The following is a 21249-nucleotide window of genomic DNA, read 5'->3' on the forward strand; positions in this document are numbered from 1 at the left end:
TGCTTTTAAAGAAACTCGCAACTTTGGCGTACAATAGAACGGTTACTAGAGTGAGGGCTACTCCACCTCGATTAACTCCTGAATGTCGATGTCTAACACTTTGCATACGATTTCTAATGTTGAGAGATAAACATTAGTTCCGATTAGTTTTATGTTGTTATATCAATGGACGTTAAACAAAAAAAATATCCATCTATATTCTATACTACTATCCGCAGTATTAGCTTTTATATTAAAACCCATTATGGTCAACCTTCACTTTTTCCATATATTTAAGGGAGTAAGTTTCGTTTATTTATTTCTATTTTATGTGGCATTTTTCATTGTATCTAAACTTTTTACAAACTTGTTTCTATGGTTGCAACAGAAAGAAACTAAATAATATGTTATTAAATAGGCGGAGCTAAGGTTGAAGAAGAAGCCATAAAGTACAAACATAGAAAAGGAACTTGCATACCTAAAAACCTAAGCTCCTTTTCTGCCTTTTTTATTCCAAACAAGCATCTCTTAGACTTAACCCTCCTTGAACTTTAACTCCTACATATGAAGAAATGGTTTCAGGAATACAGGGATCGTTCTTTGATTCAACCGGCATCCTGCTGTATGTAAAAGAACTTGAAACAAAGCGGGAAGCCGTTCATAACCCATGACTGGTCCATTGGTATGGACCAGCTCCTCCTCAAAAACTTACAACTTTGTATGATAAGCCCAATAATCTAATACACAGGCTATCACAACCTAGTAGAATGAAAAGCATTATTAAGAGGCTTTTAAAAAAAATTGCTTGCAGTAACTTGTGGTTATTCGAGTTTTTAGGGGTCTATCATAGTATAAGTTAATTAAACTATCCCTATTAATAAATAGGTGTTTTATATTAGACAATCACCCTTACTCTTTTTAATTTTTAACATAAGATATTTTAAAACAAGAAGGAGGAATGATGATATGCTAAAAACGAAGCAAAGAGCAAGATATAATAAGAGTATGCCCACGTGGGTAGAAAAAATGTATTGTAAAACTAGTTATGACGATAGGTGTGACGATAAGCGTCATGATGGGTGTCACGATAAGCGTCATGATAGGTGTCACGATAAGCGTCATGATAGGTGTGACAAATGTCCACAGTCAGAAAAGGGTCACGGTCCGTGTTGCAAAGAACCCATTCAATGTAATGCATTAGACCCGACAAACTGCCATCCCTTTAATCCCAATATACCTCGTACTCTTAGAGAAGTGTTATTAAGTTTAATCAACGAACAAGTCCAAGTCACTACTCCGTTTGGACCGATCACAGGAACATTGCTAGTCGTCAAATGTGATTATATCGTAATTGTTGAAGCTTCTGGAGCACAGGTACTGGTTCCTATTGATAAAATTGAGCTTGTCAGTGAATTATAAAGGAGGGATATAAATGTTTGAAGAAACATTTGTTGAAGAACTTGCTACGCGTATTGGATCGAGAGTTGAAATAGCTACAGATAACAATTTTATAGAGGGGATTCTTTCAACTGTTACAGAAGAATTGGTTCTAGTTATTGAAGTTAGCAATGGTTATGGATCAAGCACCATAATGTACATTGCGGTAGATGCTATTAACTTTGTTCGTTTTCCTGTAGCAGCATAAAATATTTTGCCCTAACAGTAGGGCAAAATAGATTTAATTGAACTTTAAAGGTAAATTGGAACGAGACAATCAAATCGAACATCATTGAGCCGGCAATGCCATTTTCGGAACCATCTTTAACACGAAACTGAGTCAAGGGTGGTTCCAACTTTTGTATTTTTCCAATATGTTAATGTAAGAAATTAATATTCAGGGGGTTCTTGTATGGTCAATCAACCATATGGTGGAAGATTAATTAATCGTGAATTAACCGGAATTGAAAGGGATGAGGCGGTTAGGAATGCTGAAAACCTTAAGTCAATAACCATAAATTCCTGGGTGATTTCTGATATGGAAATGATAGGGACAGGTGGATACAGTCCTCTGACAGGATTTATGGGACAGGTTGATTATGAAAATGTCCTTAAGAATACACGTCTAGCGGACGGTATGATTTGGAGCATTCCTATTACACTCCCGTCGACTGAAGAAGAGGCTAAAAATCTTAACATCGGTGAACAAATTGCCCTAAAAGGAAAAGATGGCATTATCTATGGAACAATTAACCTGGCCGAGAAATATGAATATGATAAAAAGAAGGAAGCGCAATGTATCTATGGGACGACTAGTGTGGCACATCCAGGTGTGAAGAAAGTCTATGATAAAGGAAATATATATCTTGGTGGGTCGATTACACTTCTTAATCGTCCGGATCACAGTCAGTTTGCTTCGTATTATATGGCTCCAGTTGAAACACGGCGGGTGTTTGAGGACCTGGAATGGAAAACAATCGTTGGCTTCCAGACACGTAATCCGATTCACCGTGCGCATGAACATATTCAAAAGACAGCGCTTGAGTCTGTAGATGGCTTGCTATTGAACCCGCTTGTCGGTGAAACGAAATCTGATGATATTCCGGCAGTTGTCCGAATGGAAAGCTATCAAATGATTTTAGATAACTATTATGTGAAAGATCGAGTACGCCTTGTTATCTATCCGGCGGCCATGCGATATGCAGGACCGAAAGAGGCGATTCTGCATGCAATTGCTCGAAAAAACTATGGCTGCACACATTTTATTGTTGGACGTGATCATGCAGGTGTAGGTGATTACTATGGCACATATGAAGCTCAAAAGCTGATAGCTCAATATGAAAAAGAACTCGGCATTCAGATTTTCAAATTTGAACATTCGTTTTACTGCAATGTCTGTGAAAATATGGCATCCATAAAAACATGTCCACACAAAAAGAAAAATCATGTCCACTTGAGTGGTACAAAGGTGCGTGAACTGGTCCGTAATGGCATACGTCCGCCAAAGGAATTCTCACGTCCGGAAGTTGCAGATGTGCTGATCAGAGGAATGCAGAAAGATTAAGGTAGGCTGTTCAGAAAGGCCAATATTCTTTCTTATTGAATACGAATTAAAAAGGGATTTGATATCCTATGACGTTAGAGATGATGTTTGTTCTGACTTTACTGATGACTATGTTTGCCATGCTGTTCTTTGAAGTTGCCCGGCCTGACATGGTTATTTTTTCTGTATTGGTTATATTATTGTTGTCTGGCATCTTAACGGTTAATGAGGCATTAAGTGGTTTTTCCAATGAAGGGATGCTGACGGTCGCATTATTGTTCATCATTGCAGGAGCTATACAGAAGAGCGGGTTGATAGATAAATTGATAAAAAAATGGCTTCAGAATAGCCATACTCACACAGGGTCGCTGATGCGCATTCTTGTACCGACATCTTTGTTTTCGGCTTTTCTAAACAATACGCCGATTGTTGTGACATTAACACCAATAATTAAGAAATGGTGCGAAGATCGAGGAATTGCTCCTTCCAAGTTTTTGATCCCATTATCATATGCCGCGATTTTGGGCGGGATGATAACAATCATGGGAACGTCTACAAACCTTGTCGTTCATGGCTTAATGCTTGAATTCGGAATGGAAGGTTTTTCATTATTCACATTTACTGTCGTTGGTATTCCGGTTGCACTCATCGGACTCATTTATTTATTTACAATCGGATATAAATTGCTACCGGATAACAAAGGTTTTGACCAGCGGATTAAGGAAGATTCCAAAGAATATATTGCTGAAATAGTGGTGAAAAAAGATTTTGGTCATCTCGGCAGGCGTGTCGAGCAAGCCGGCCTGCGTGATTTGAGGGGTCTTTACCTGATTGAAATAATCCGCGGCGATGAACGGATTTCGCCGGTTAGGTCAACAACTGTTATCCAAAGTGGTGACCGACTTATTTTTGCTGGCTTGATTTCAACCATTGCTGACTTGCAGAAAATAAAAGGTCTGGAGCTGGAAACAGGAACGAACATAGAGCTTGATGATCTTAAGGATGGATCGATCAATTTAGTGGATGCAGTTGTTTCAGATCAATCTTCACTTTTATTTAAGTCAATTAAAAAGTCGAAGTTCCGCTCACGGTATGATGCAGGTGTCATTGCAGTACATCGGAATAATGAGCGGATCAGGAGCAAGATCGGTGACATCGTTTTAAGGCCCGGGGATTCCTTGCTGCTTGTAGCGGGCGCTGACTTTGTCGCCAGATATCAGCAATCGAATGACTTTTTTGTTGTGTCGCCATTGGATACACCGGCTGCTTTGTATCAGAGTACTAAGAAAGGCTGGTTTTCTATTATCATACTACTCGTGATGATTGTAACGGTGACATTGGGGTGGCTCAACATGTTTAAAGCGATGGCACTGGCAGTTTTGTTATTGTTGACATCGAAAAGCATCACACCTCAGGAAGCTAAGGAATATGTTCATTTTAATGTATTGTTATTGATTGCCAGTTCGCTTGGAATTGGTACTGCCATGAGGAAAACGGGTCTTGCAGAGTGGATAGCTGCCGTCCTGTTGGATTTTGGCAAGCCATTAGGATTATTTGTCATTCTATTTATAATCTACATCTTAACAAATCTGTTTACTGAGATTGTCACCAACAGTGGAGCAGCCGTCATAATGCTACCGATCGGGATTGAAATGGCGAATTCCCTTGCTGTCGAGCCGATGGGGATGGCTGTTCTAATTGCGATAGCTGCTTCGGCAAGTTTCACCACACCAATCGGTTACCAGACGAATATGATTGTGTATGGTCCCGGTGGCTACAAGTTTACGGATTACGTGAAAGTTGGGCTTACGCTTAGCCTCTTAGTAATGTTGACATCAGTTTTTATTATTTATTATGTATGGTTTTAGGGGGACACGTTTATGGATAAATCAGCAAATATTGAATGGCACCGTTCGAAAGTAACGAAAGAAGATCGAAGGCATTTGAATCATCATAATAGTTTCGTGGTGTGGTTCACTGGCCTGTCCGGTTCCGGCAAGTCGACTATTTCGGTGGAGGTGGAAAAGGAACTGCATAATATGGGTGTCCGGACGTATCGTTTGGATGGCGACAATATCCGCCACGGTCTGAATAAAGATCTTGGTTTCAGCCCGGAAAACAGGAAAGAAAATATCCGTCGTATCGGGGAAATATCCAAGTTGATGGTTGAGGCAGGATTGGTTACATTGTGCGCTTTCATTTCACCGTATCGAGAAGATCGTGATGAAATACGTAAATTGCTGAATGCTGGTGAATTTATCGAGGTGTTTGTAGATGCGAGCATAGGAACGTGTGAATTACGGGATCCAAAAGGACTTTATAAAAAAGTACGCGACGGCGAGATTAAAGGGTTTACAGGGATTGATTCACCATATGAAGCACCGGTGGCCCCGGAAATCACGTTGGATACTGATATACAGAGCATTGAGGAATCGGTACAGACAATCGTGTCATATTTGAAAACGAAAGGATACCTGCAATATGAGTGATGTGAGCTTAAAGACAATGCTGGATACATCATTGGATGTCAGCCGGGAGATTTTGTACGTCTATGATTGGGGATTTTCGGTTGAGAAGAAAGAAGGCGACTCACCTCTGACAGAATCTAACATGCGCTAGAAGCGTATTACTTCAGGCAGTTCAGTCTGGGAGCGTTTAGATTGGAAGATGCGTCACGTGTGAATTTGGCTGATGATAGGGCGCTGACTGTGCAAAATGTACGCCTACCGGTTACGGACCCGGGTGTCGCTGTCAATGTGGTTGTGAGTCGCACCCACATGTCGGGAGAAACCGATGTATTTATTGAAGAATGGTTGATTTTTAGTCAAGCGGTGAATTAATAGCTATATTTACAGGGCAGGTGATTTGTCCTTTTTAACCAGAAAGTATATAATTTTGGCTCTATAAAGCTCTTTGCCAGCAAGAGCTACGTCCAGCTACAGCGCCCATCACCTAGCGCCCTTCCGGACTCTTCTTACGATAAAGAAGACTTGCCGATTGGTGAAACCAGAGGCTTAGTCGCACTTATACCCTTGTGGTGAAAGTCAACATCAATTCGCTTTGCTCATTGTGTTTTCTTTATCTCATATGACTCCGTCCGGGTCATACGGTGGTAAGCAGGGCGCTTGCGCTTTTGTTTTGGTAGGTGCCCCCTAAATAAACCACTCCACCTTTAAGCACCGACTATCAAGTAAATATTATATAGTCCATAACTATAAAAAGAAACCTGGATAATATAGGACAGGTTAAACTTTGTATAGAAAAAGTTGATCCTTTTCGGCATCATTACAATGGAGATTCAATGTAAATGACGGCAAATTCTCGTTCCGGCTGGTCGTCCATTAATATCGATACTCCCTCGGATATTTTACGACGATACGGGTGCACATTATGATTAAAGGATTATATTCTCTTATAAGACGGTTTCCTTATGACATTTTGGACTCACAGCAAATGCCTCTTTTGCCTTTACTTAAACGTGTATCATGTACAATCTATTATTTTTTTCATAAATTGAGGTATAACCAATTCGAACTTATTAAAAACGGTTATCTAACAGGTATAAACGAACCAATTTTAGTAGAATTCCTGAACTACAAGTCATCAACCGTGTTCGAATGCGTCTATTAATGATTATAAAGAATGGGCATTAACACTAGAGGGAGTTGTTTAAATGTGTTTAAAAATACCACAATATTGATTACTGGAGGGACAGGGTCCTGGGGACATGAACTCGTCAAAAAGCTGCTTTTATCTCAACCAAAGGAAATTAGAATCTTTTCACGCAATGAATTTGCTCAGGTGAAGATGAAAAGAAAGTTTTCAGATAATCCTTGTTTAAAATTTCTGATTGGTGACGTAAGAGATTTTGAAGCAGTGAACGAAGCTGCAAAAAATGTCGATTATATATTTCACCTTTCGGCACTCAAACACGTACCAATATGTGAAGACCAGCCTTTAGAAGCGTTAAAAACCAATGTACATGGTACGGAGAATGTTATCAAAGCAAGTTTAAATCAAATGGTTAAAAAAGTCATTGATGTTTCAACAGATAAAGCTGTTGAACCAATCAATTTCTATGGACTTACGAAAGCGATTGGTGAAAAGCTAATCATTCAGGCTAATCAATTAAGCAATCATACACGTTTTCTCTGTATCCGCGGTGGAAATGTGATAGGAACAAATGGAAGTGTGATCCCTTTTTTTAAAGAACAGATTGCATGCAATCATACAGTTCCCCTTACATCCAGGGAAATGACACGCTTCTTTCTGACTGTTTCTCAAGCCATTGATTTACTGCTACACGCATCCGAACAAGCAATTGGCGGCGAAACATTTGTTATGAAAATGAAAGCATGCGAGATTGTCGATTTGATTGGTGTTCTAGAAAGACATTTTGCAGCAAAAGATATTGTTATAAATGAGACTGGGATACGTCCAGGTGAGAAACTCCACGAGGTTTTAATATCAAATGCCGAATCGCGGAACACTTATAAATTTGATGAAAATTATTATGTCATTTTACCTGACAATGCTTCAGAGGATTTGAAGAAAAAATATACAAATTTACCAAAGGTCTCCTTCACCCGATATCAATCCAATGATGAATTAATGTCTTCAGGAGAAATTGAAGACATTCTAATGAAAGCAAATATCCTCACGTCAAGCTCTTTTTCAACGTAACAATAGAGGTGTGACTCAAAAGGTAGTCAAAATATCTCCAAATAGTCCTTATCATTATAATTGTGGTAAGGGATTTTAAAAAGATAAGAAGTATAAAAATTTAACTCTACCATGGGACTTGTGCCTGTGGTGTTTTTATTATAAGGAGAAAAATATCCTCAAACGAATCTTTTTTAATGAACATGAACATTGGCCAGCATTTAAAAGAAAATATGGAGATCGAATCCGTCCCATTGTCATCAAAGAGGTTGAGAAATTTCTTGATTGTGGAAATACCCAAAATGGATTCAAGCTCTTTGAATGTGAATGTTGCTGTGATGTCCGGAACGTTCTTTTGTAAGGGGGGTTTTTGTACCACCTGTTCTGGTGGTGAAAGTGAAGAATGAAGCCTTATTCTCACGGAGGATGTATTGCAGGTAAACCGTCGTCATGATCCACTTGTGTGTCCACATTGCGACAATTATTATGAGTACAAGGGAGAAGTCTGTCTTGAGGATGGTAAATTGAAAATCAAAATAGCTTTATCAAAGGAAGCAAGAAGGAGAGGGTGATTTACTATCACGCGGAGCAACAAACGAGGCAAAAAAGGAAAGAAAAAGAAAGGAACCGAGCACTTGCGTTCTAAGAAGACGAATGTCATTTTGCATTGTTTAACGTGTCATAAGGAAGAGAAAATTCCTTATAACGTAGTTAAAGATTTCGATCTGATGGATGGAGGAAATCCTAGTACCCCACCAAGATCCACGGGTGAACAATGTGGAGGAGAGATGTATCCACAGTACTATAAAGGAATACATGGCCACGAACATAAACTATCGGATATTCTCTAGACTCAATAGACAGAAAAGGACCGGGCAGTTTTTGCCCGGTTTTTCTTATATCCCCTTCTATAAAACGCTTTTTATCTGCCGGACTAATTGTCTTGCCCGATGAGCGGTTGAATGATGATTATGAACTAAGCGGTGCCCCTTTTCAGTGATTCTTTCCCGCTCTTGAGTATTGTTTAAATAGTATTCAGCCCTTTCTGAAAAGTTTTCCTCGTTTATATCTACAAAATGCTCGCCTGGTATTAAGCCAACCTCCTTAAGTTCCGGTAAATCAGGAGCCATTAGTAATGTGCGACATGCAGGGACTTCAAAATATTTGAATGTCACAACTTGACGAACAGAACCGCATGCAAAAAAAAGTTTTGCCTTATTAATAGTCCTGGCATAGTTTTCACCGATCAATGACTTTTCTGCCTGTTTCGTTGTAAAATCCCGCCATCCCGGATGAGGACGATTATAAAACCCGGGGGTATCTTTATAATGCTGTAATATTTTTTCTCTTAATGGATAGATTTGCGGAAGCGAGACCTCTCCCAGCATCATCAAATTGATCGTTTTCTCATCACCGTAATCTTTAAAGATGGAGGTATTGGCAAATTGAGGAAGGAAGAAAACCTGATTATGCCTCTGACCGGGATAATAGTTGTAAAAATTATGCCGACATATTACAAAGAATATTCTAATATTGTTATTCAAAATATACCTTCTTCGCTGTTCCACAAACCGGTGTGCGTCGTTTACCATCAGTCCCACAGGTATGTCGATATCGGCTAAGCCGGTAACGATAGGTGCAAATGTTTTCTTTATATCATTTACTAGTAAGATGAAATCGGGCTTATAGGGAAACTTCCTTAATATCTTGCTAATATGGCCCGATTTTCGATAAACCATCAGGTGCGTTATTTCCGCTAATTCCTTCTCCAATACATCATAGTTATTATTTGTAAAAGTAGATGTATCTGCTGCAATAAGCAGTAACTTCAGAATTGCTTATTCACTCCTTCCAGGAAGTTAAAAACGCCTTCTGATATTGAAAGGCGCTTACTTTACTAAGTTGAAATTTCGTATCCTAATCTTGTTAATGCTGTGTGAAACTTTTGGTTGATCTGCTTCTGCTGATTTTGATTTAAAACAGATTTCCATTTATTCGCCTTGCCTTCTCTCACAAAAGGCATTTTAGGATTAACAAACGGTGAGTTGCCGTTAAGATGGATACTTTGTTTCTTCTCCAATGCTTTCATATTATCAAAAGATGCCCAATCAACGGCTTCGTTGATTTCCTCTTCGGTTCTGTCCAAGTTTAAGAATTTTATAATCCTGTGCGCATTTTTAGAAGTGTTTACAAGAAGATCCTCATATTTAATAAGCAGAAAACCCTTTTTAACCTTATCTCGATTGTCAAGCCAGCTTTCCACATTCTTATCCCATGGACCAGCAGGACCGATAGATCCTTCCATAAATGCATCGAAGAAATCATCAAAATTCCGTGGATCAGCGTAATACTTCCGATTATGATGATGATAAGAAATAACGATATCTCTGGGATCTCTTACCAGATAAATAACCTTTGGATATGTTGGATCATAGCCTTCATGGCTCCATACAAGATGTGGAGAGGGTAGGCCTTTTATCGGCTCGGTGGCAACGTTTTGAATCATTTTCCCTTTTGTCGACCAATCTATTTTAGTCTTATACAATAGGGTGGCAACAAGAAATAACAGGAAATTATTTCCTGATTTAGGGTAGGAAACCAAACAAATATCATCTTCCTGAACTATATAATTCTGATTCTCTGACATAAAATCATCCTTTCTTTTGATCATTTTCCCTATTATGGACCTCCAAGTAATAGGTATCTGGATTATCCGGATTAAAAAGCTCATTAGCCCAGAACAGAACAATTATTTCATCATATGTTATATTTTCAATCGAATGAGTATACCCTGGGGGAATATCCACAACTTGAATGTTTTGGTCTGAAACAATGTAAGTGATTACATCATCTGAATCGATGTTTCTTAATTTAATGCTTGCTTTTCCTTTAATAACACAAAACTTTTCCACCTTTGTATGGTGATAATGATTTCCCCTTATGACTCCTTTTCGTGATGTTGACATAAATATTTGACCAGCTTGGTGCGATTTGATTAATTCAACCAGACTACCCCTTTCATCTTCATACGCAGGCAAATTATATGAGAAGTTGTTCGTGTCTAAATAGGATAAATAGGTGGTGTATAAATACTTAGTAAGCTTTTCGGACAAGTCTGGTATAATCAACGACTCTCTCATATCCCTTATTTTATAAAGGGTATGAGCTAGTTCACCTACCGTAATATGAAAAGTTTGTTTGGTATGATAATAAAATGTTTCTTCTGATTTTTCTTGGTGCAGACATTCCAAAAAGCTATCCACTACATCGTCTATATATACAAGCTCAAGCACTTTGTCGGGATCATGGATATCTATATCGTTGCCATGCGTAATTTCATGACAAAACGTAGCAACAACTGAATTATAATGAGGCTTACACCACTTGCCAAAGACACCCGGAAGCCGGTAGATTTTTACATCTGCACCAGTGTCTTTACCAAAATTTTTCAATACTTCTTCAGCGTCCTTTTTACTTAAACCATAAGGTGTATTTAACTCTGCTTGCGCTGAAGATGAAAAAACGATTGTTGGAGTCTTTTGCTGGTCACTTAAATAGTTGACAATAGACTGAGTAAGCCCTTTATTAACTCTTGCAAATTCTTCGTTATGCTTAGGTCGGTTTACCCCCGCCAGATGATAGACTACATCCGCATTACTTAAATGCTGATAGAGCTGTGACAGGTCATCTCCGCGATAATATTGATTGACGATAATACCCTTTTTTCTATGCAATCTATCAACTAGATTTTTACCAATAAATCCCCCTGCACCGGTTACCAATACATTAATCATTTCATGTCACTCCTTTCCGTTTACAGTTAAAATCCTAACACTATTGAGGATTCTTCTACATATTATGTAATACTCCAAAAGATGTGTAAAAATAGGGCAGGTTAACCATAGGAAAGGAGATTAGGTATGTCAGATTTATATATCCGCACAAAGGATTGGATTGAAAAAAATACCCCGGAGTCAGATATACAAAATGTTTATAAGGAGTTTTATACAAATGAAACTATAAAATATACTCAACCAAAAGGGGATCCACCACAATGGGTTGATTGGGTAAATCCACTATTGTTCGAAAAAAATTATAAGTTTAGTGAATCTTATGTTTCTAAGATAGAAAATGGAAGTGTATGGATGTGTAATAATGGGGAAGGTATAGTTTATGCATTGACACCTGATCGCAAGTGTTTGCAAGATATGGTTTTTCATTTATATTGGCCATTTTTTAAAAAGCAGGCAGTTAAGAAAATCCCTTCTGCATTATACTATAATGGAAATTTAGGGGTTCTAGCCTGGGCAGGGCATACCAATTATTGGCATTGGTTACATGATACGTTGGGACGTTTTCATTTACTTCAACTCAGCGGTTTTAGGATCGATAAATATGTTCTTCCGCCTTTGACATTGCCTTTCCAGCGGGAAACGGTTAAAATGCTTGGCATCCCTGAAGAAAAAATTTTGCAACTTACTCCAGGAAAGCACCTACAGGCTAAAAATTTGATATTGCCTTCCGTTCCGTTTAACACTGGGACATGTGTGAAGTGGACAGTTGAATTTCTTAGGGACTCATTTCTTAAATCAAAATCCCATACAAGCTCATTAAATTTTGAACGTATCTATATCAGCCGGGAAGATGCCTCGTGGAGAAAGGTTTCCAATGAACCTAAACTCATGACAGTTTTAAACAAAAAAGGATTCAGAAAAGTTACTTTGAGCTCCTTAACCGTACAGGAACAAATTGATATTTTTTCTTCAGCCAAAGTTATCATAAGTTCGAATGGTGCCGGTCTTGCAAATATTATGTTCTGTCAGCCGGGAACGAAAATCATTCAGTTATTTACTTCAACATCAGACGAATTCATAAAAATTGGGCAGTATTTAGGTTTGGATTATCGTTTTTTGAAGTGCAGGATTGCGAATCCCGCATCCAAAGCACATGAAGTCCTACAAAACATTGTGGTTGATGTGAAAAAATTATCAAGGATTCTGGAAGATGAGGGGATAAATTAGTTATTAGAAGTCTACTTTTGCATGAACAATTAAGTAGTCCCTGATAAAATTAGGTAAGGAGTCAAATTAAAGCTACAGTTGACTTTTGATTAATTTATCGAGGAAGGGATTTAGGTACACTGCATGTGCTGATGAAACCCCATAGGCTCTTTTTACCGCTTATGATGAAGCGCCTCCATTAATAGGACACGAGCAAGGTCAAAGTTAGACATGGAGGAGGGTTTATTGATTACTTTTATTAAAGAGTAGGGGCATTACTATTTCCCCTTCGTTATTTGTTCCAAAACAAGTCAACATTATATCAACAGTAAAAAAACCTTAGCAATCAATGGATGAAAAACATCCATTGTGCTATTTAATTTGAATTGAATGTTTTTATAAAATCATTCCACTTCGAGTCGTTATATTTCGTGATGCTTTCCATATGTTCCCGGACATTATAAACAGTAAAGTCATGATAACGAAACTGAGAGGTCTTTATTAACCTGAATAACACACTTACGTCTTCATAAAGCCTTCCATTTTCAAACTCGATTACCGGAAATCCCCCTTCTTCCTTTAAAGTTGAGGTTCGGTATACTCTTGGTCCAAGTGGAAAACGATAAGTTAGTAATTGAGTCACCCCATTGATGGGGATTCCTTTGGCAACCCCTTTAAAGAGCACATCCCCATCTAATTGCTTCCACTTTCTGAGATTTCCATACAAAACGGAAAAATCCTTAGGAAGGTATGCCAAGTAATTTTTAATAATGGAAACAGCATCAGGATCAAGCCAATCATCAGCATCAAGCTCCAGAATAAAGTCAGACTTCACATGTAATAATAATTCGTTTAAAGCTCTTGCTTTTCCCCCATTCTTTTTTTTAAATACTTTAACCTGTTTCCCGTCATCCCATTGTTGTAGTTGTGAAAAGGAATTGTCCGTAGATCCATCATCAATGATTAGTACCTGTTCAAATTGTTCACTTTGTAAAAGACAAGAGACAATGGCAGTTTCTACATACTTCCCCATATTAAAATGTGAGATCATAACAGATACCGTTGGGTATTCCTTTTTGACTTTTTGTAGTTGGTACTTCTGTATAAATTTTTCCTTTTCGATGGTATTGGTAAAACTATTTTTCCTTGCTTGCCTTACTAAGTTATCTTTAATTAGTTGACGGGAGTCTCCTACATTTGAAAGCCAAGCTGGAAAAAGGGCCTCTTTGAAGGGTAGTTGGTGGTTTGACAAGAACTTTTTTCTTTTAAGAAAAGAGGTACAGACTAATAATGGGAAATGGATAACACTGTTCCGATTATGATGCAAGGTTACTAAAACTATTTTTTTATGGGAAAGCTGTAGGGAATCGGTATTTATAGTTGGAGAAAGGTAGTCCGTACTCTGAAGAAATAATACGTAAGGTGAGGATAAACAATAAATGGTATCATTCAGTATTTGCCCTGGGCCATTAACCCCACTATCTAAAAATTCAATTTGATCAAACCAATCATAGCCGTGTATCATATCTATAGACATTCCTTGTTCCAGGATAACAATAATAGATTTCAACCTAGATTTAATTTTTTTTAAAGAGTTTAAAGCCTTTTGTAGCACGCCCAGATCAGTATAGTGAACAAGGATGGCGGTTACATCTTTCAATATTTAGCCCTCCGTTCTTTTAAATACTACCCATATTAATTGGTACAGGGTTTAATAATACATAATTATGATTTTGAAAATGATTATATACCTGTCAATTTGCATATTGAAGTAAGGTTATTTAATTTTGACTCTCCACAAAACAAATAACTCAAAGAAAGAGCAAGATAAAGATATTCCTTTTACTTAAAAAACAAAAGAGAACCCTGCCTTCTAAAATCAGGGTTCTCTATTTAATTGGCTTCATCCTTCTGTGATGTTCTTATTAGTTGTATTATTGTTTAAAGTTGTTAAGACTCCAACTAGTGGTGTTAATATTGTAGTGGCATTTGGCATGTTAATGGTTGCTGGTGTACCAACTGGATCACAATCTTCAGGATCAAAATCGTAGAATTTGCCGTTTCTCTCAATTCCTTGACGAGGTGAGTGCGCAGAATGGCTTTGAACAGATGGAAGTTTATAAGTATTGATCCCACACCTGTAGCAACCCCTCAGGAGTAAGAACCTTAGAATCTGGCGGACCCACCTTTGGAAACAACCTCCGAAAGTTAGAGCTAATAAATCTAACTTTCGGGATGTTTTTTATGGCAAAATATAGTGAAGAGTTTAAAATGAAGTTTGTCGCCGAGTATTTAGGTGGAAACATGGCAAAAAATTTAATATGGGTAGCCAAACACCTATACGTGATTGGGTAAAATCGTATGAGTCTCAAGGAATGAATGGGTTAAAACGAAGAAAAAGGAAGAAAAGAAGTTAACTCGTGAAGAAGAGTTGGAACGCGAGAATGAACTACTAAGGCTAGAAAATGCATACCTAAAAAAGCTGAAAGCTTATCCGAATGCGTTCCACGGAAAGCACAAGCAAATGTGGCATTCGAACTCAAAGAAGAAGGATCCGATTAATAGATATTCTCGTTGTAGTATGCATTCCTGAAGCAACCTATCACTATCATGTGAAAAACTTTGAAATAGAAGATCCGAACACAGAACTAAAAGCACTCATTACACACTTATTTAAGAAGTTTCATGAACGTTACGGTTATAAACGTATCACGAAAGAATTAAAGAAATTAGGACATCTTATCCATCATAAAAAAGTGTACCGAATCATGCGAGAACTAGGGTTAAAATGTGTGAAATTTATGAGGAAATCTCGCAAATACAATTTTTATAAGGGGAACGTTGGAAAAGTAGCGAAAAACCGATTATCCTGCCGTTTTAACACACCTATTCCTCTTCAAAAGCTAGTTACTGACAATACAGAATTCAAGTGTCTAGGTGAAGAGAAGTTATATTTAAATCAGATTCTTGACCTTTATAATGGAGAAATTGTTTCTTATGGTATCAAGAAAACGTTAGATCTTGTCATGGAACCTTTAAAAGAAGCGATAGAGTTGATAGAGAATCGTGCAATCTATCGCACTACCACCCATTCCAATGGGTGAGGACATTAAAAGAAAATAAAATATTCCAAAACATGTCACGAAAAGCAACCTGCGCAGACAATGCTTCGATGGAGAATTTCTTTGGTATTTTAAAGCAAGAAATGTATTATGGGGAAGAATTAGTAATCTATGAAGAATTAAAAAGACGGATTGAAGAATATGTCTACTGGTACAACCATGAACGATCAAAAGAAAAATTGGCTAGATTAAGTCCAGTAGAATATAGAACTCAACCCAACCAATCAGCTGCATAATAAAACTCTAACTTTTAGGGGTAACCTCCTTTCCCCCCCCTATTATATCAACCTATTTTTCTAGATTAATTATTCATATTCAAAAAAATAGACTAATGAACAGGCTTAAATTATAAACTTACATATCATAATAGGGAAAATAATTTCTCAGAAAGGAGATGTACAATGGCTAAATGTAGAAATAACGGAAAGCTAAATAACGTAAAACTAAATAACGCAAAAGAGAGTACCATTGAAGATGACTGTGTATGTGGGGTAGTGAGAAGTATTATTGAAGCACAAGATGCTATTATGGATGACGACTGCACAACCAGCTGTAACACGTCAATTCGGCAACTTTTGGCTCAAGGTTCAGGTAATGGACCAACTAACACCACCATACCAATTGTGCTTTATTGTGAAGGAACATGTAAGCCGTTTTTCGGCAGTGGTATCTTTCAGGGTATTACAGGAGACGGGGATAACTTCTTCGGGTGCGTCCAATCTCCGATTTTCAGGGCTAAAAACTTTGTAAAAGATAGCAAGTGCTGTGTAAAACTAGAACTATTATTACCAGTTGACGAGGAGGGAGATATCCAAGTCTGCGACGACCATGATGTTTGTTCTTATTTTCCATCGGATTGTGTGATTACAGATTTCCAGGCAACTGGTATCTGTATAACTGTGGACTTGAAGCACTTTATGGGAGTAACTTGTTTGGATCCTGTTACTCCTATCCCTGCACACGAAGCTCTTTCGCCTACCGGGTATAGATAATAGAACCAAACTTTTAGGAAGAAGTTGCTAATAATATGTGCTAATATATTAGGGTAGATAAACAAGAATAAATAATAAGTTAGCATATTTTAGTAGTGTAGGGGAAAGAGATTCCACAACTCATATTCTCCCTTTTTATATAAGGAGCCATTTTGTTGGCTCCTCAGCTTGTAGAGAAAGTAGGTGTTTTTTCTCTACAAGCTTTTTTAATTCTGTCATAACTATTTCATTAAGTAAGAAATTTTATTGAAAATAAACTCCCACACACCTAGCCTAGCTTTGCTAGGTGTGTGGCAATCTTCTTCATGTTCTGGCACGCTGCTGTGAGTAGTACTTACTCACTCGCATTGTGCAATCCCCTTAACCTGCAGTAGCGAAGCCCATGTAGTTCTTTCGAATCTGCGAAGCTCCGCTCAACTTTCTCTTTTCTATATTTATAAAGCATTTTTCCAGATTGTGATAACCTATTCAATCTAACTTTTTCCTTGAATTCTTCCCAAAGATGCCAAGTTATTACTTTTTGATGATTCTTCGATCTTGTACATGGGTCTAATAATGGGCAACTTGCACACAATTTGGGATCTGATTTATATTCCCTGTATCCATCTCTACTGGTAGTAGAATAGGTTAAATTTTGTCCATTCGGACAAATGTAAATGTCTTTTTCCTTATCATATTTAAACTTCCACTTTGGAAATAGACCTTTTGTTGGATGGTATCTACGATGGGCAATTACTCCAAAATAATTATTAGTACCACTTTAAACTATTAGGATAATAAAGAACAGGCTGTCGAAAAAACCTACTTTCATGAAAGCTATGTTAAACAACTCTAAGCTATTTGAAAAATACGAATATATGCTCTTGGGTAAAGTGTCTTAGTTGAGGGTTAACAAGTAAATACAAAAATGTGTTCAATAAAAGTAGAGGTTTATAATGAATCAAACTAAAAGTGAAGTGAAAAATAATACTCTTTAATACAGGTGGTGTATTTTTGATACTGTAAAAGGAGTGACAAAATTAGATGTTTATTGACGAAAAGAGGATATGCTCCCTTCATCCTACTAACCTCACTTATATTTACTTCCTTAGTCTGATTCCACTCGATCTATCATGCAGAAGTCCTTATTTCTTTTAGTCCTTTTGACGAATATCTTAAGGTTCAAATCCATGTTATTCTATCCATAGACAACTAGATTCGTATAATTCTAACTATTCAGTTATAGGGGGGTGGCATTTAAAGTAAAATCTCATTTCCAGCGCTTCTGTTTGAAATGAATGCACTAGATTTTAATATTAATAAAATTATAGTTAATAGAAAATATTGCAGTATTTATTTGTACGGTATCTAACAGGACAAGCGTTGGAGAAATAAAGAAAAGGGAGTTTTGTATTAATTAGTCTTCCAGAGTGTAACAACAAATCTTAAATTTAGGAGGTTTGTAAGTTGAAAAAGACTATTAAAAAGTTGATTACTATTGTTGGTTTTACTTTACTATTTACATTTGCCCTGTCCATTATAAGTACAGATGAAGCATCTGCCTATAATTGGACTCGTACTTTACAAGAAGGTTCTAGTGGTTCGGATGTTCAAGAATTACAAATAAGAGTAGCTGGTTGGGCTGCTGATTCCCCTTCGCAAACGTATGTTGCTGTTGATGGTCAGTTTGGGCCTGGGACAAGAGCGGCGGTAATGCGTTTTCAAAGAGCATATGGATTAGCGGTTGATGGAATTGTTGGCCCTGTAACACAAGCAAAATTAAATGAGTTAGAACGTTCAAATGGAACGAAGCATTTTAGTTATACAGAATTTTATTCAAAGGATGGTAGTGGCTTTAGTGGTGGAAATGTTTCATCAACGACGGTTAGAGAAAATGTTCGGAGAATGATGTATAAGCTAGAAGCAGTTCGCGTGAAAATAGGAAACAAACCAATTACAATCAACTCTGGCTTCCGAAGTGTTTCCCACAATAATAGTATCCCTGATGCTTCACCGAATAGCCAACACACATACGGAATTGCAGCAGACATTAAGTCTTCTGGTGCTTCCATAACAACTATCAGAACTGCTGCCAAATCCTCAGGTTTTAGTGGTGTTTATAATGGAAGTTCTTATACCCACGTAGATAGTAGAATAGAATATCCATACGGGGCTCAATATTGGTATTGGCCGTAATCAAACTAGATTTTTTGTGGTGTTTGGTAGAGCCTGAACAAAAACATAGTTAATTGGGAAAGGCATCATTTTCTTAATGGGTTTGGATTTGGAGAAAGTATATATAAAGTAATAAAAGGGGTGCAATCGCATCCCTTTTCGTTATGGAAAATAACAATATAATTGCACACTATAGGGTTTTTGTGGAAGCTTTGGATCAGACCTTCTTGCTAGAGAAATCTTATTCTATGTATGTGTATGCTGCGCTGTACAGTAGGTCTGTATTACCACAAATCACACCCCTTCTCTTGTATGATGAATATCTACCAAACAAAAAAATCTAAACTGGCTAGTAGGGCTCGTACCTTGCTTGCACAGTTTAGATCTCTATTATTTTAAAGACTATACGGTTTATTGTTCGTCATCATCTTCGTCCTGATCATCATCATCGTCATCTTCGTCTTCATCATCATCGTCGTCATCGTCATCATCATCGTCTTCATCATCTTTATTTTTACGCTCTTTTTCAGCCTTTTTCTTTTCGGCTTTAGCAGCTTTTTCTGATGCTTTCTTTTGTGCTTCTTCTTGCTTTTTAGCTGCTTCGCGTTTCTTTTCTTCCTGTTTCTTTTGCTGCTCTTCTTGTTTTTTTAACGCTTTACTTGCTTTTTCTTCTTGCTTTTTCAGTGCTTCACGTTGCTTCTCTGCAGACTTATTATCAGCTTTGGCTTGCTTTTCTACTACTTTAGCAGAAGAAGCAAGTGATTTTACTTCGTCATCTTTATCTTCGTCTTTATCTTCATCTTCATTGTTCTCATCTGTAATATCTTCATCTGTTTCTTCATTGATTTCTTCTATTTCTTCGTCTAGTTCAGCTTCTAGTTCCTCTAGTTCTTCTTGATATTCTTCTTCATCTAAATTTCCAGAAGCAAGTTTTTCTTCTAGTTTAGCAAGCTTTTTATTGAGTTTCTTCTCAAGCTTTGCTTGGGACTTAGCAATATTTTTTTGCAGAGCATCTTTTGCTTTAGGATTTGAAATCTTTTCTATAGCTGCAGTTAACGCAAGGATATTTGCTGAGAGCTTCTCCTCTAATGCAGCACGGATCGGATCAACAGAAGTAGTATCTTCCTCTACCAAATCCTCCGTTTGTTCTTCACTTTCTGTTGGAACGGTCTCGGTATCTTCTTCTTGTTCAGAGATTTCTTCATTATCAATAGATGCTTCTTCGTCTACAGATTCATATTTAGCAAGCGCTTCTTCTTGTTGTTGTAGTGCTGTTTCTAGGGTTTCTTGCGCAAGTTCTTCTTCCCCTTGGGCAAGTAAGGCTTCAGCCTCTTTAATACGTAGTTCTGCAAATTCAGCCAGTAGTTCAGCTTCTTTTACGTCATCAAATGTTAATGCAAGCTGTACGTTTTCCTTTATTTTTTGAACAAAGTAAAAGAAATCTCCTGGTAGTAAGGAAGGGATATTTTCTTCTACATCTTCTTCATCTACTTCTTCATCCGTAGATTCTTCAGGTACTTCTTCTACTTCCGATTCCTCGTCAGAAGTTACTTCCTCTGAAGTTTCAACAACTTCAGTTTGACTATCATCTATATCCTCGTTTTCTTCCGCAAAAACAAAGCTTGTCCCAACGGTTAATGTAAGGATAATAGATAAGATACCAGTAATAAATAGTTTACTAGCTTTTAACATAAAAAAACCTCCTAAATCAAATAGATTATTTGAATCAGAAGAATTTTGAATTAACTCTATGAAGTTTGAGTCATTCTCCATCCTTCAGCGGTTCAGCCACCATAGTAATTTGTTTACCGTAGGCCTGTAACTTTGCGTCTCCGTTTTTCAACTGGATTTGCCTTTTTCAAATGAGAAACGACTTTATTGTTCAACCGTCTATCATTTAACTACATAATAATACAAACTTTTAAAATTGTATATAGATAAAACTTTCCAAATGGGGTCGGTGTCACTTGTTGGGGGAAGTAGGGGGGGTATACAGGAAAAACAAAATCGGACTATAAACTAAAATGTGATCGAACGATTTAGTCCAGGTGAGCAGAATGGCATTATTTCATGTTTGAATTATTAGATTCTGCTATTCAGCGTCCCCAGCAGTCTGCCTTTGGTAAAGATGCCTATCAAACAGTTTTTGAAAAGCTGGAGACTATTTGAATCGATTGCCAAAAATTAATTTGGGACAAAGGGTCTGACCCTAAATCTTTTCAGTTGCTCCAATAATAGTTTTATGCTTCTAATGTATACACTGTGGTAAAAATACAAATATGGGTTTTAAATTGGATAATTTATTCATCACAACAAAAATGTAAGCGGTTAAATAAATTGTGATGAAGTACTGAGTATTC

General features: G+C 37.4%; 18 protein-coding genes, 2 pseudogenes and 1 riboswitch. Of the genes and pseudogenes, 13 read left to right on the forward strand and 7 right to left on the reverse strand.

From position 1 onward, the window contains the following. Nucleotides 1–57: 57 nt before the first annotated feature. Entirely contained in the window at nt 58–153 is a 96-nt protein-coding gene (locus GMD78_RS21810; RefSeq protein WP_343042123.1) for a helix-turn-helix domain-containing protein, read from the reverse strand. A gap of 792 nt (nt 154–945) precedes the next feature. Between GMD78_RS21810 and GMD78_RS03420 the strand changes: the two genes are divergently transcribed. The 8 genes and pseudogenes from GMD78_RS03420 to GMD78_RS21920 form a co-directional block, all read left to right on the forward strand. After that, nucleotides 946–1398: a DUF2642 domain-containing protein gene (locus GMD78_RS03420; protein WP_155667141.1), complete on the forward strand. Its 453-nt coding sequence runs from the start codon at nt 946–948 to the stop codon at nt 1396–1398. A gap of 13 nt (nt 1399–1411) precedes the next feature. Then, on the forward strand, nt 1412–1624 hold the full coding sequence (locus GMD78_RS03425; RefSeq protein WP_155667143.1) for a hypothetical protein: 213 nt from the start codon (nt 1412–1414) through the stop codon (nt 1622–1624). A 204-nt stretch (nt 1625–1828) separates the two neighbouring features. After that, entirely contained in the window at nt 1829–2980 is a 1152-nt protein-coding gene (gene sat / locus GMD78_RS03430) for a sulfate adenylyltransferase (protein WP_155667145.1), read from the forward strand. Between the two features lie 68 nt (nt 2981–3048). Then, the gene (locus GMD78_RS03435) at nt 3049–4827 is read left to right on the forward strand and encodes an SLC13 family permease (RefSeq protein WP_155667147.1); all 1779 of its coding nucleotides are present in this window, start codon (nt 3049–3051) and stop codon (nt 4825–4827) included. A 12-nt stretch (nt 4828–4839) separates the two neighbouring features. Beyond that, nucleotides 4840–5448 carry an adenylyl-sulfate kinase gene (cysC, locus tag GMD78_RS03440; protein ID WP_155667149.1) on the forward strand — a complete coding sequence of 203 codons (609 nt, stop codon included), beginning with the start codon at nt 4840–4842 and terminating at the stop codon, nt 5446–5448. Between the two features lie 171 nt (nt 5449–5619). Continuing rightward, nucleotides 5620–5799, forward strand: coding sequence for a hypothetical protein (locus tag GMD78_RS03445; protein ID WP_155667151.1), 180 nt, complete (start codon nt 5620–5622; stop codon nt 5797–5799). 835 nt (nt 5800–6634) lie between these two features. Further along, entirely contained in the window at nt 6635–7642 is a 1008-nt protein-coding gene (locus GMD78_RS03450; protein ID WP_343042102.1) for a polysaccharide biosynthesis protein, read from the forward strand. 124 nt (nt 7643–7766) lie between these two features. Further along, nucleotides 7767–8025 (forward strand): annotated as a pseudogene (locus tag GMD78_RS21920) (transposase zinc-binding domain-containing protein); the annotation flags it as partial. A 504-nt stretch (nt 8026–8529) separates the two neighbouring features. Here GMD78_RS21920 and GMD78_RS03460 read toward each other — a convergent pair. The 3 genes from GMD78_RS03460 to GMD78_RS03470 form a co-directional block, all read right to left on the reverse strand. Next, complete coding sequence (locus tag GMD78_RS03460) at nt 8530–9165, reverse strand: glycosyltransferase (RefSeq protein ID WP_196493707.1); 636 nt, start codon at nt 9163–9165, stop codon at nt 8530–8532. A gap of 353 nt (nt 9166–9518) precedes the next feature. Next, nucleotides 9519–10268 carry a sulfotransferase domain-containing protein gene (locus GMD78_RS03465; RefSeq protein ID WP_196493708.1) on the reverse strand — a complete coding sequence of 250 codons (750 nt, stop codon included), beginning with the start codon at nt 10266–10268 and terminating at the stop codon, nt 9519–9521. 4 nt (nt 10269–10272) lie between these two features. Continuing rightward, nucleotides 10273–11415 carry a polysaccharide biosynthesis C-terminal domain-containing protein gene (locus GMD78_RS03470; protein WP_155667160.1) on the reverse strand — a complete coding sequence of 381 codons (1143 nt, stop codon included), beginning with the start codon at nt 11413–11415 and terminating at the stop codon, nt 10273–10275. Nucleotides 11416–11541: 126 nt separating this feature from the next. Between GMD78_RS03470 and GMD78_RS03475 the strand changes: the two genes are divergently transcribed. Further along, complete coding sequence (locus GMD78_RS03475; protein WP_155667162.1) at nt 11542–12642, forward strand: glycosyltransferase family 61 protein; 1101 nt, start codon at nt 11542–11544, stop codon at nt 12640–12642. A 355-nt stretch (nt 12643–12997) separates the two neighbouring features. Here the strand turns inward: GMD78_RS03475 and GMD78_RS03480 are convergent, their stop codons facing one another. Beyond that, on the reverse strand, nt 12998–14281 hold the full coding sequence (locus tag GMD78_RS03480) for a glycosyltransferase family 2 protein (RefSeq protein WP_155667164.1): 1284 nt from the start codon (nt 14279–14281) through the stop codon (nt 12998–13000). An 838-nt stretch (nt 14282–15119) separates the two neighbouring features. Between GMD78_RS03480 and GMD78_RS03490 the strand changes: the two genes are divergently transcribed. The 3 genes from GMD78_RS03490 to GMD78_RS03500 all read left to right on the forward strand — a co-directional run bounded on the left by GMD78_RS03490 (nt 15120) and on the right by GMD78_RS03500 (nt 16735). Next, a complete protein-coding gene (locus GMD78_RS03490; RefSeq protein WP_155667168.1) occupies nt 15120–15725 on the forward strand; it encodes an IS3 family transposase in 606 nt (201 codons plus the stop codon). A gap of 32 nt (nt 15726–15757) precedes the next feature. Further along, a complete protein-coding gene (locus GMD78_RS03495; protein WP_155667170.1) occupies nt 15758–15979 on the forward strand; it encodes an IS3 family transposase in 222 nt (73 codons plus the stop codon). A gap of 165 nt (nt 15980–16144) precedes the next feature. Further along, nucleotides 16145–16735 carry a CotY/CotZ family spore coat protein gene (locus tag GMD78_RS03500; RefSeq protein WP_155667172.1) on the forward strand — a complete coding sequence of 197 codons (591 nt, stop codon included), beginning with the start codon at nt 16145–16147 and terminating at the stop codon, nt 16733–16735. Nucleotides 16736–17003: 268 nt separating this feature from the next. On the opposite strand, the pseudogene GMD78_RS03505 reads toward GMD78_RS03500, so the two are convergent. Beyond that, nucleotides 17004–17483, reverse strand: a pseudogene (locus GMD78_RS03505) (transposase); the annotation flags it as partial. A 698-nt stretch (nt 17484–18181) separates the two neighbouring features. Here GMD78_RS03505 and GMD78_RS03510 point away from each other — a divergent pair. Next, complete coding sequence (locus tag GMD78_RS03510) at nt 18182–18910, forward strand: D-Ala-D-Ala carboxypeptidase family metallohydrolase (RefSeq protein ID WP_155667174.1); 729 nt, start codon at nt 18182–18184, stop codon at nt 18908–18910. A 390-nt stretch (nt 18911–19300) separates the two neighbouring features. Here the strand turns inward: GMD78_RS03510 and GMD78_RS03515 are convergent, their stop codons facing one another. Next, the gene (locus GMD78_RS03515; protein ID WP_155667176.1) at nt 19301–20581 is read right to left on the reverse strand and encodes a DUF5667 domain-containing protein; all 1281 of its coding nucleotides are present in this window, start codon (nt 20579–20581) and stop codon (nt 19301–19303) included. A gap of 83 nt (nt 20582–20664) precedes the next feature. Beyond that, a riboswitch (cyclic di-GMP riboswitch) is annotated at nt 20665–20753 on the reverse strand. Between the last annotated feature and the right edge of the window lie 496 nt (nt 20754–21249).

Origin of the sequence: Ornithinibacillus caprae (assembly GCF_009728145.1) — a bacterium.
Lineage (GTDB): Bacteria > Bacillota > Bacilli > Bacillales > Amphibacillaceae > Ornithinibacillus > Ornithinibacillus caprae.

Bases quoted from the DNA above. Each gene is read 5' to 3' on its own strand.
- GMD78_RS03425 (WP_155667143.1), top strand. From the start codon at position 1,412: ATGTTTGAAGAAACATTTGTTGAAGAACTTGCTACGCGTATTGGATCG.
- GMD78_RS03420 (WP_155667141.1), top strand. From the start codon at position 946: ATGCTAAAAACGAAGCAAAGAGCAAGATATAATAAGAGTATGCCCACG.
- GMD78_RS03475 (WP_155667162.1), top strand. From the start codon at position 11,542: ATGTCAGATTTATATATCCGCACAAAGGATTGGATTGAAAAAAATACC.
- GMD78_RS03490 (WP_155667168.1), top strand. From the start codon at position 15,120: ATGCGTTCCACGGAAAGCACAAGCAAATGTGGCATTCGAACTCAAAGA.
- GMD78_RS03435 (WP_155667147.1), top strand. From the start codon at position 3,049: ATGACGTTAGAGATGATGTTTGTTCTGACTTTACTGATGACTATGTTT.
- GMD78_RS03465 (WP_196493708.1), bottom strand. From the start codon at position 10,268: ATGTCAGAGAATCAGAATTATATAGTTCAGGAAGATGATATTTGTTTG.
- GMD78_RS03470 (WP_155667160.1), bottom strand. From the start codon at position 11,415: ATGATTAATGTATTGGTAACCGGTGCAGGGGGATTTATTGGTAAAAAT.
- cysC (WP_155667149.1), top strand. From the start codon at position 4,840: ATGGATAAATCAGCAAATATTGAATGGCACCGTTCGAAAGTAACGAAA.
- sat (WP_155667145.1), top strand. From the start codon at position 1,829: ATGGTCAATCAACCATATGGTGGAAGATTAATTAATCGTGAATTAACC.
- GMD78_RS03500 (WP_155667172.1), top strand. From the start codon at position 16,145: ATGGCTAAATGTAGAAATAACGGAAAGCTAAATAACGTAAAACTAAAT.
- GMD78_RS03515 (WP_155667176.1), bottom strand. From the start codon at position 20,581: ATGTTAAAAGCTAGTAAACTATTTATTACTGGTATCTTATCTATTATC.
- GMD78_RS03495 (WP_155667170.1), top strand. From the start codon at position 15,758: ATGTCACGAAAAGCAACCTGCGCAGACAATGCTTCGATGGAGAATTTC.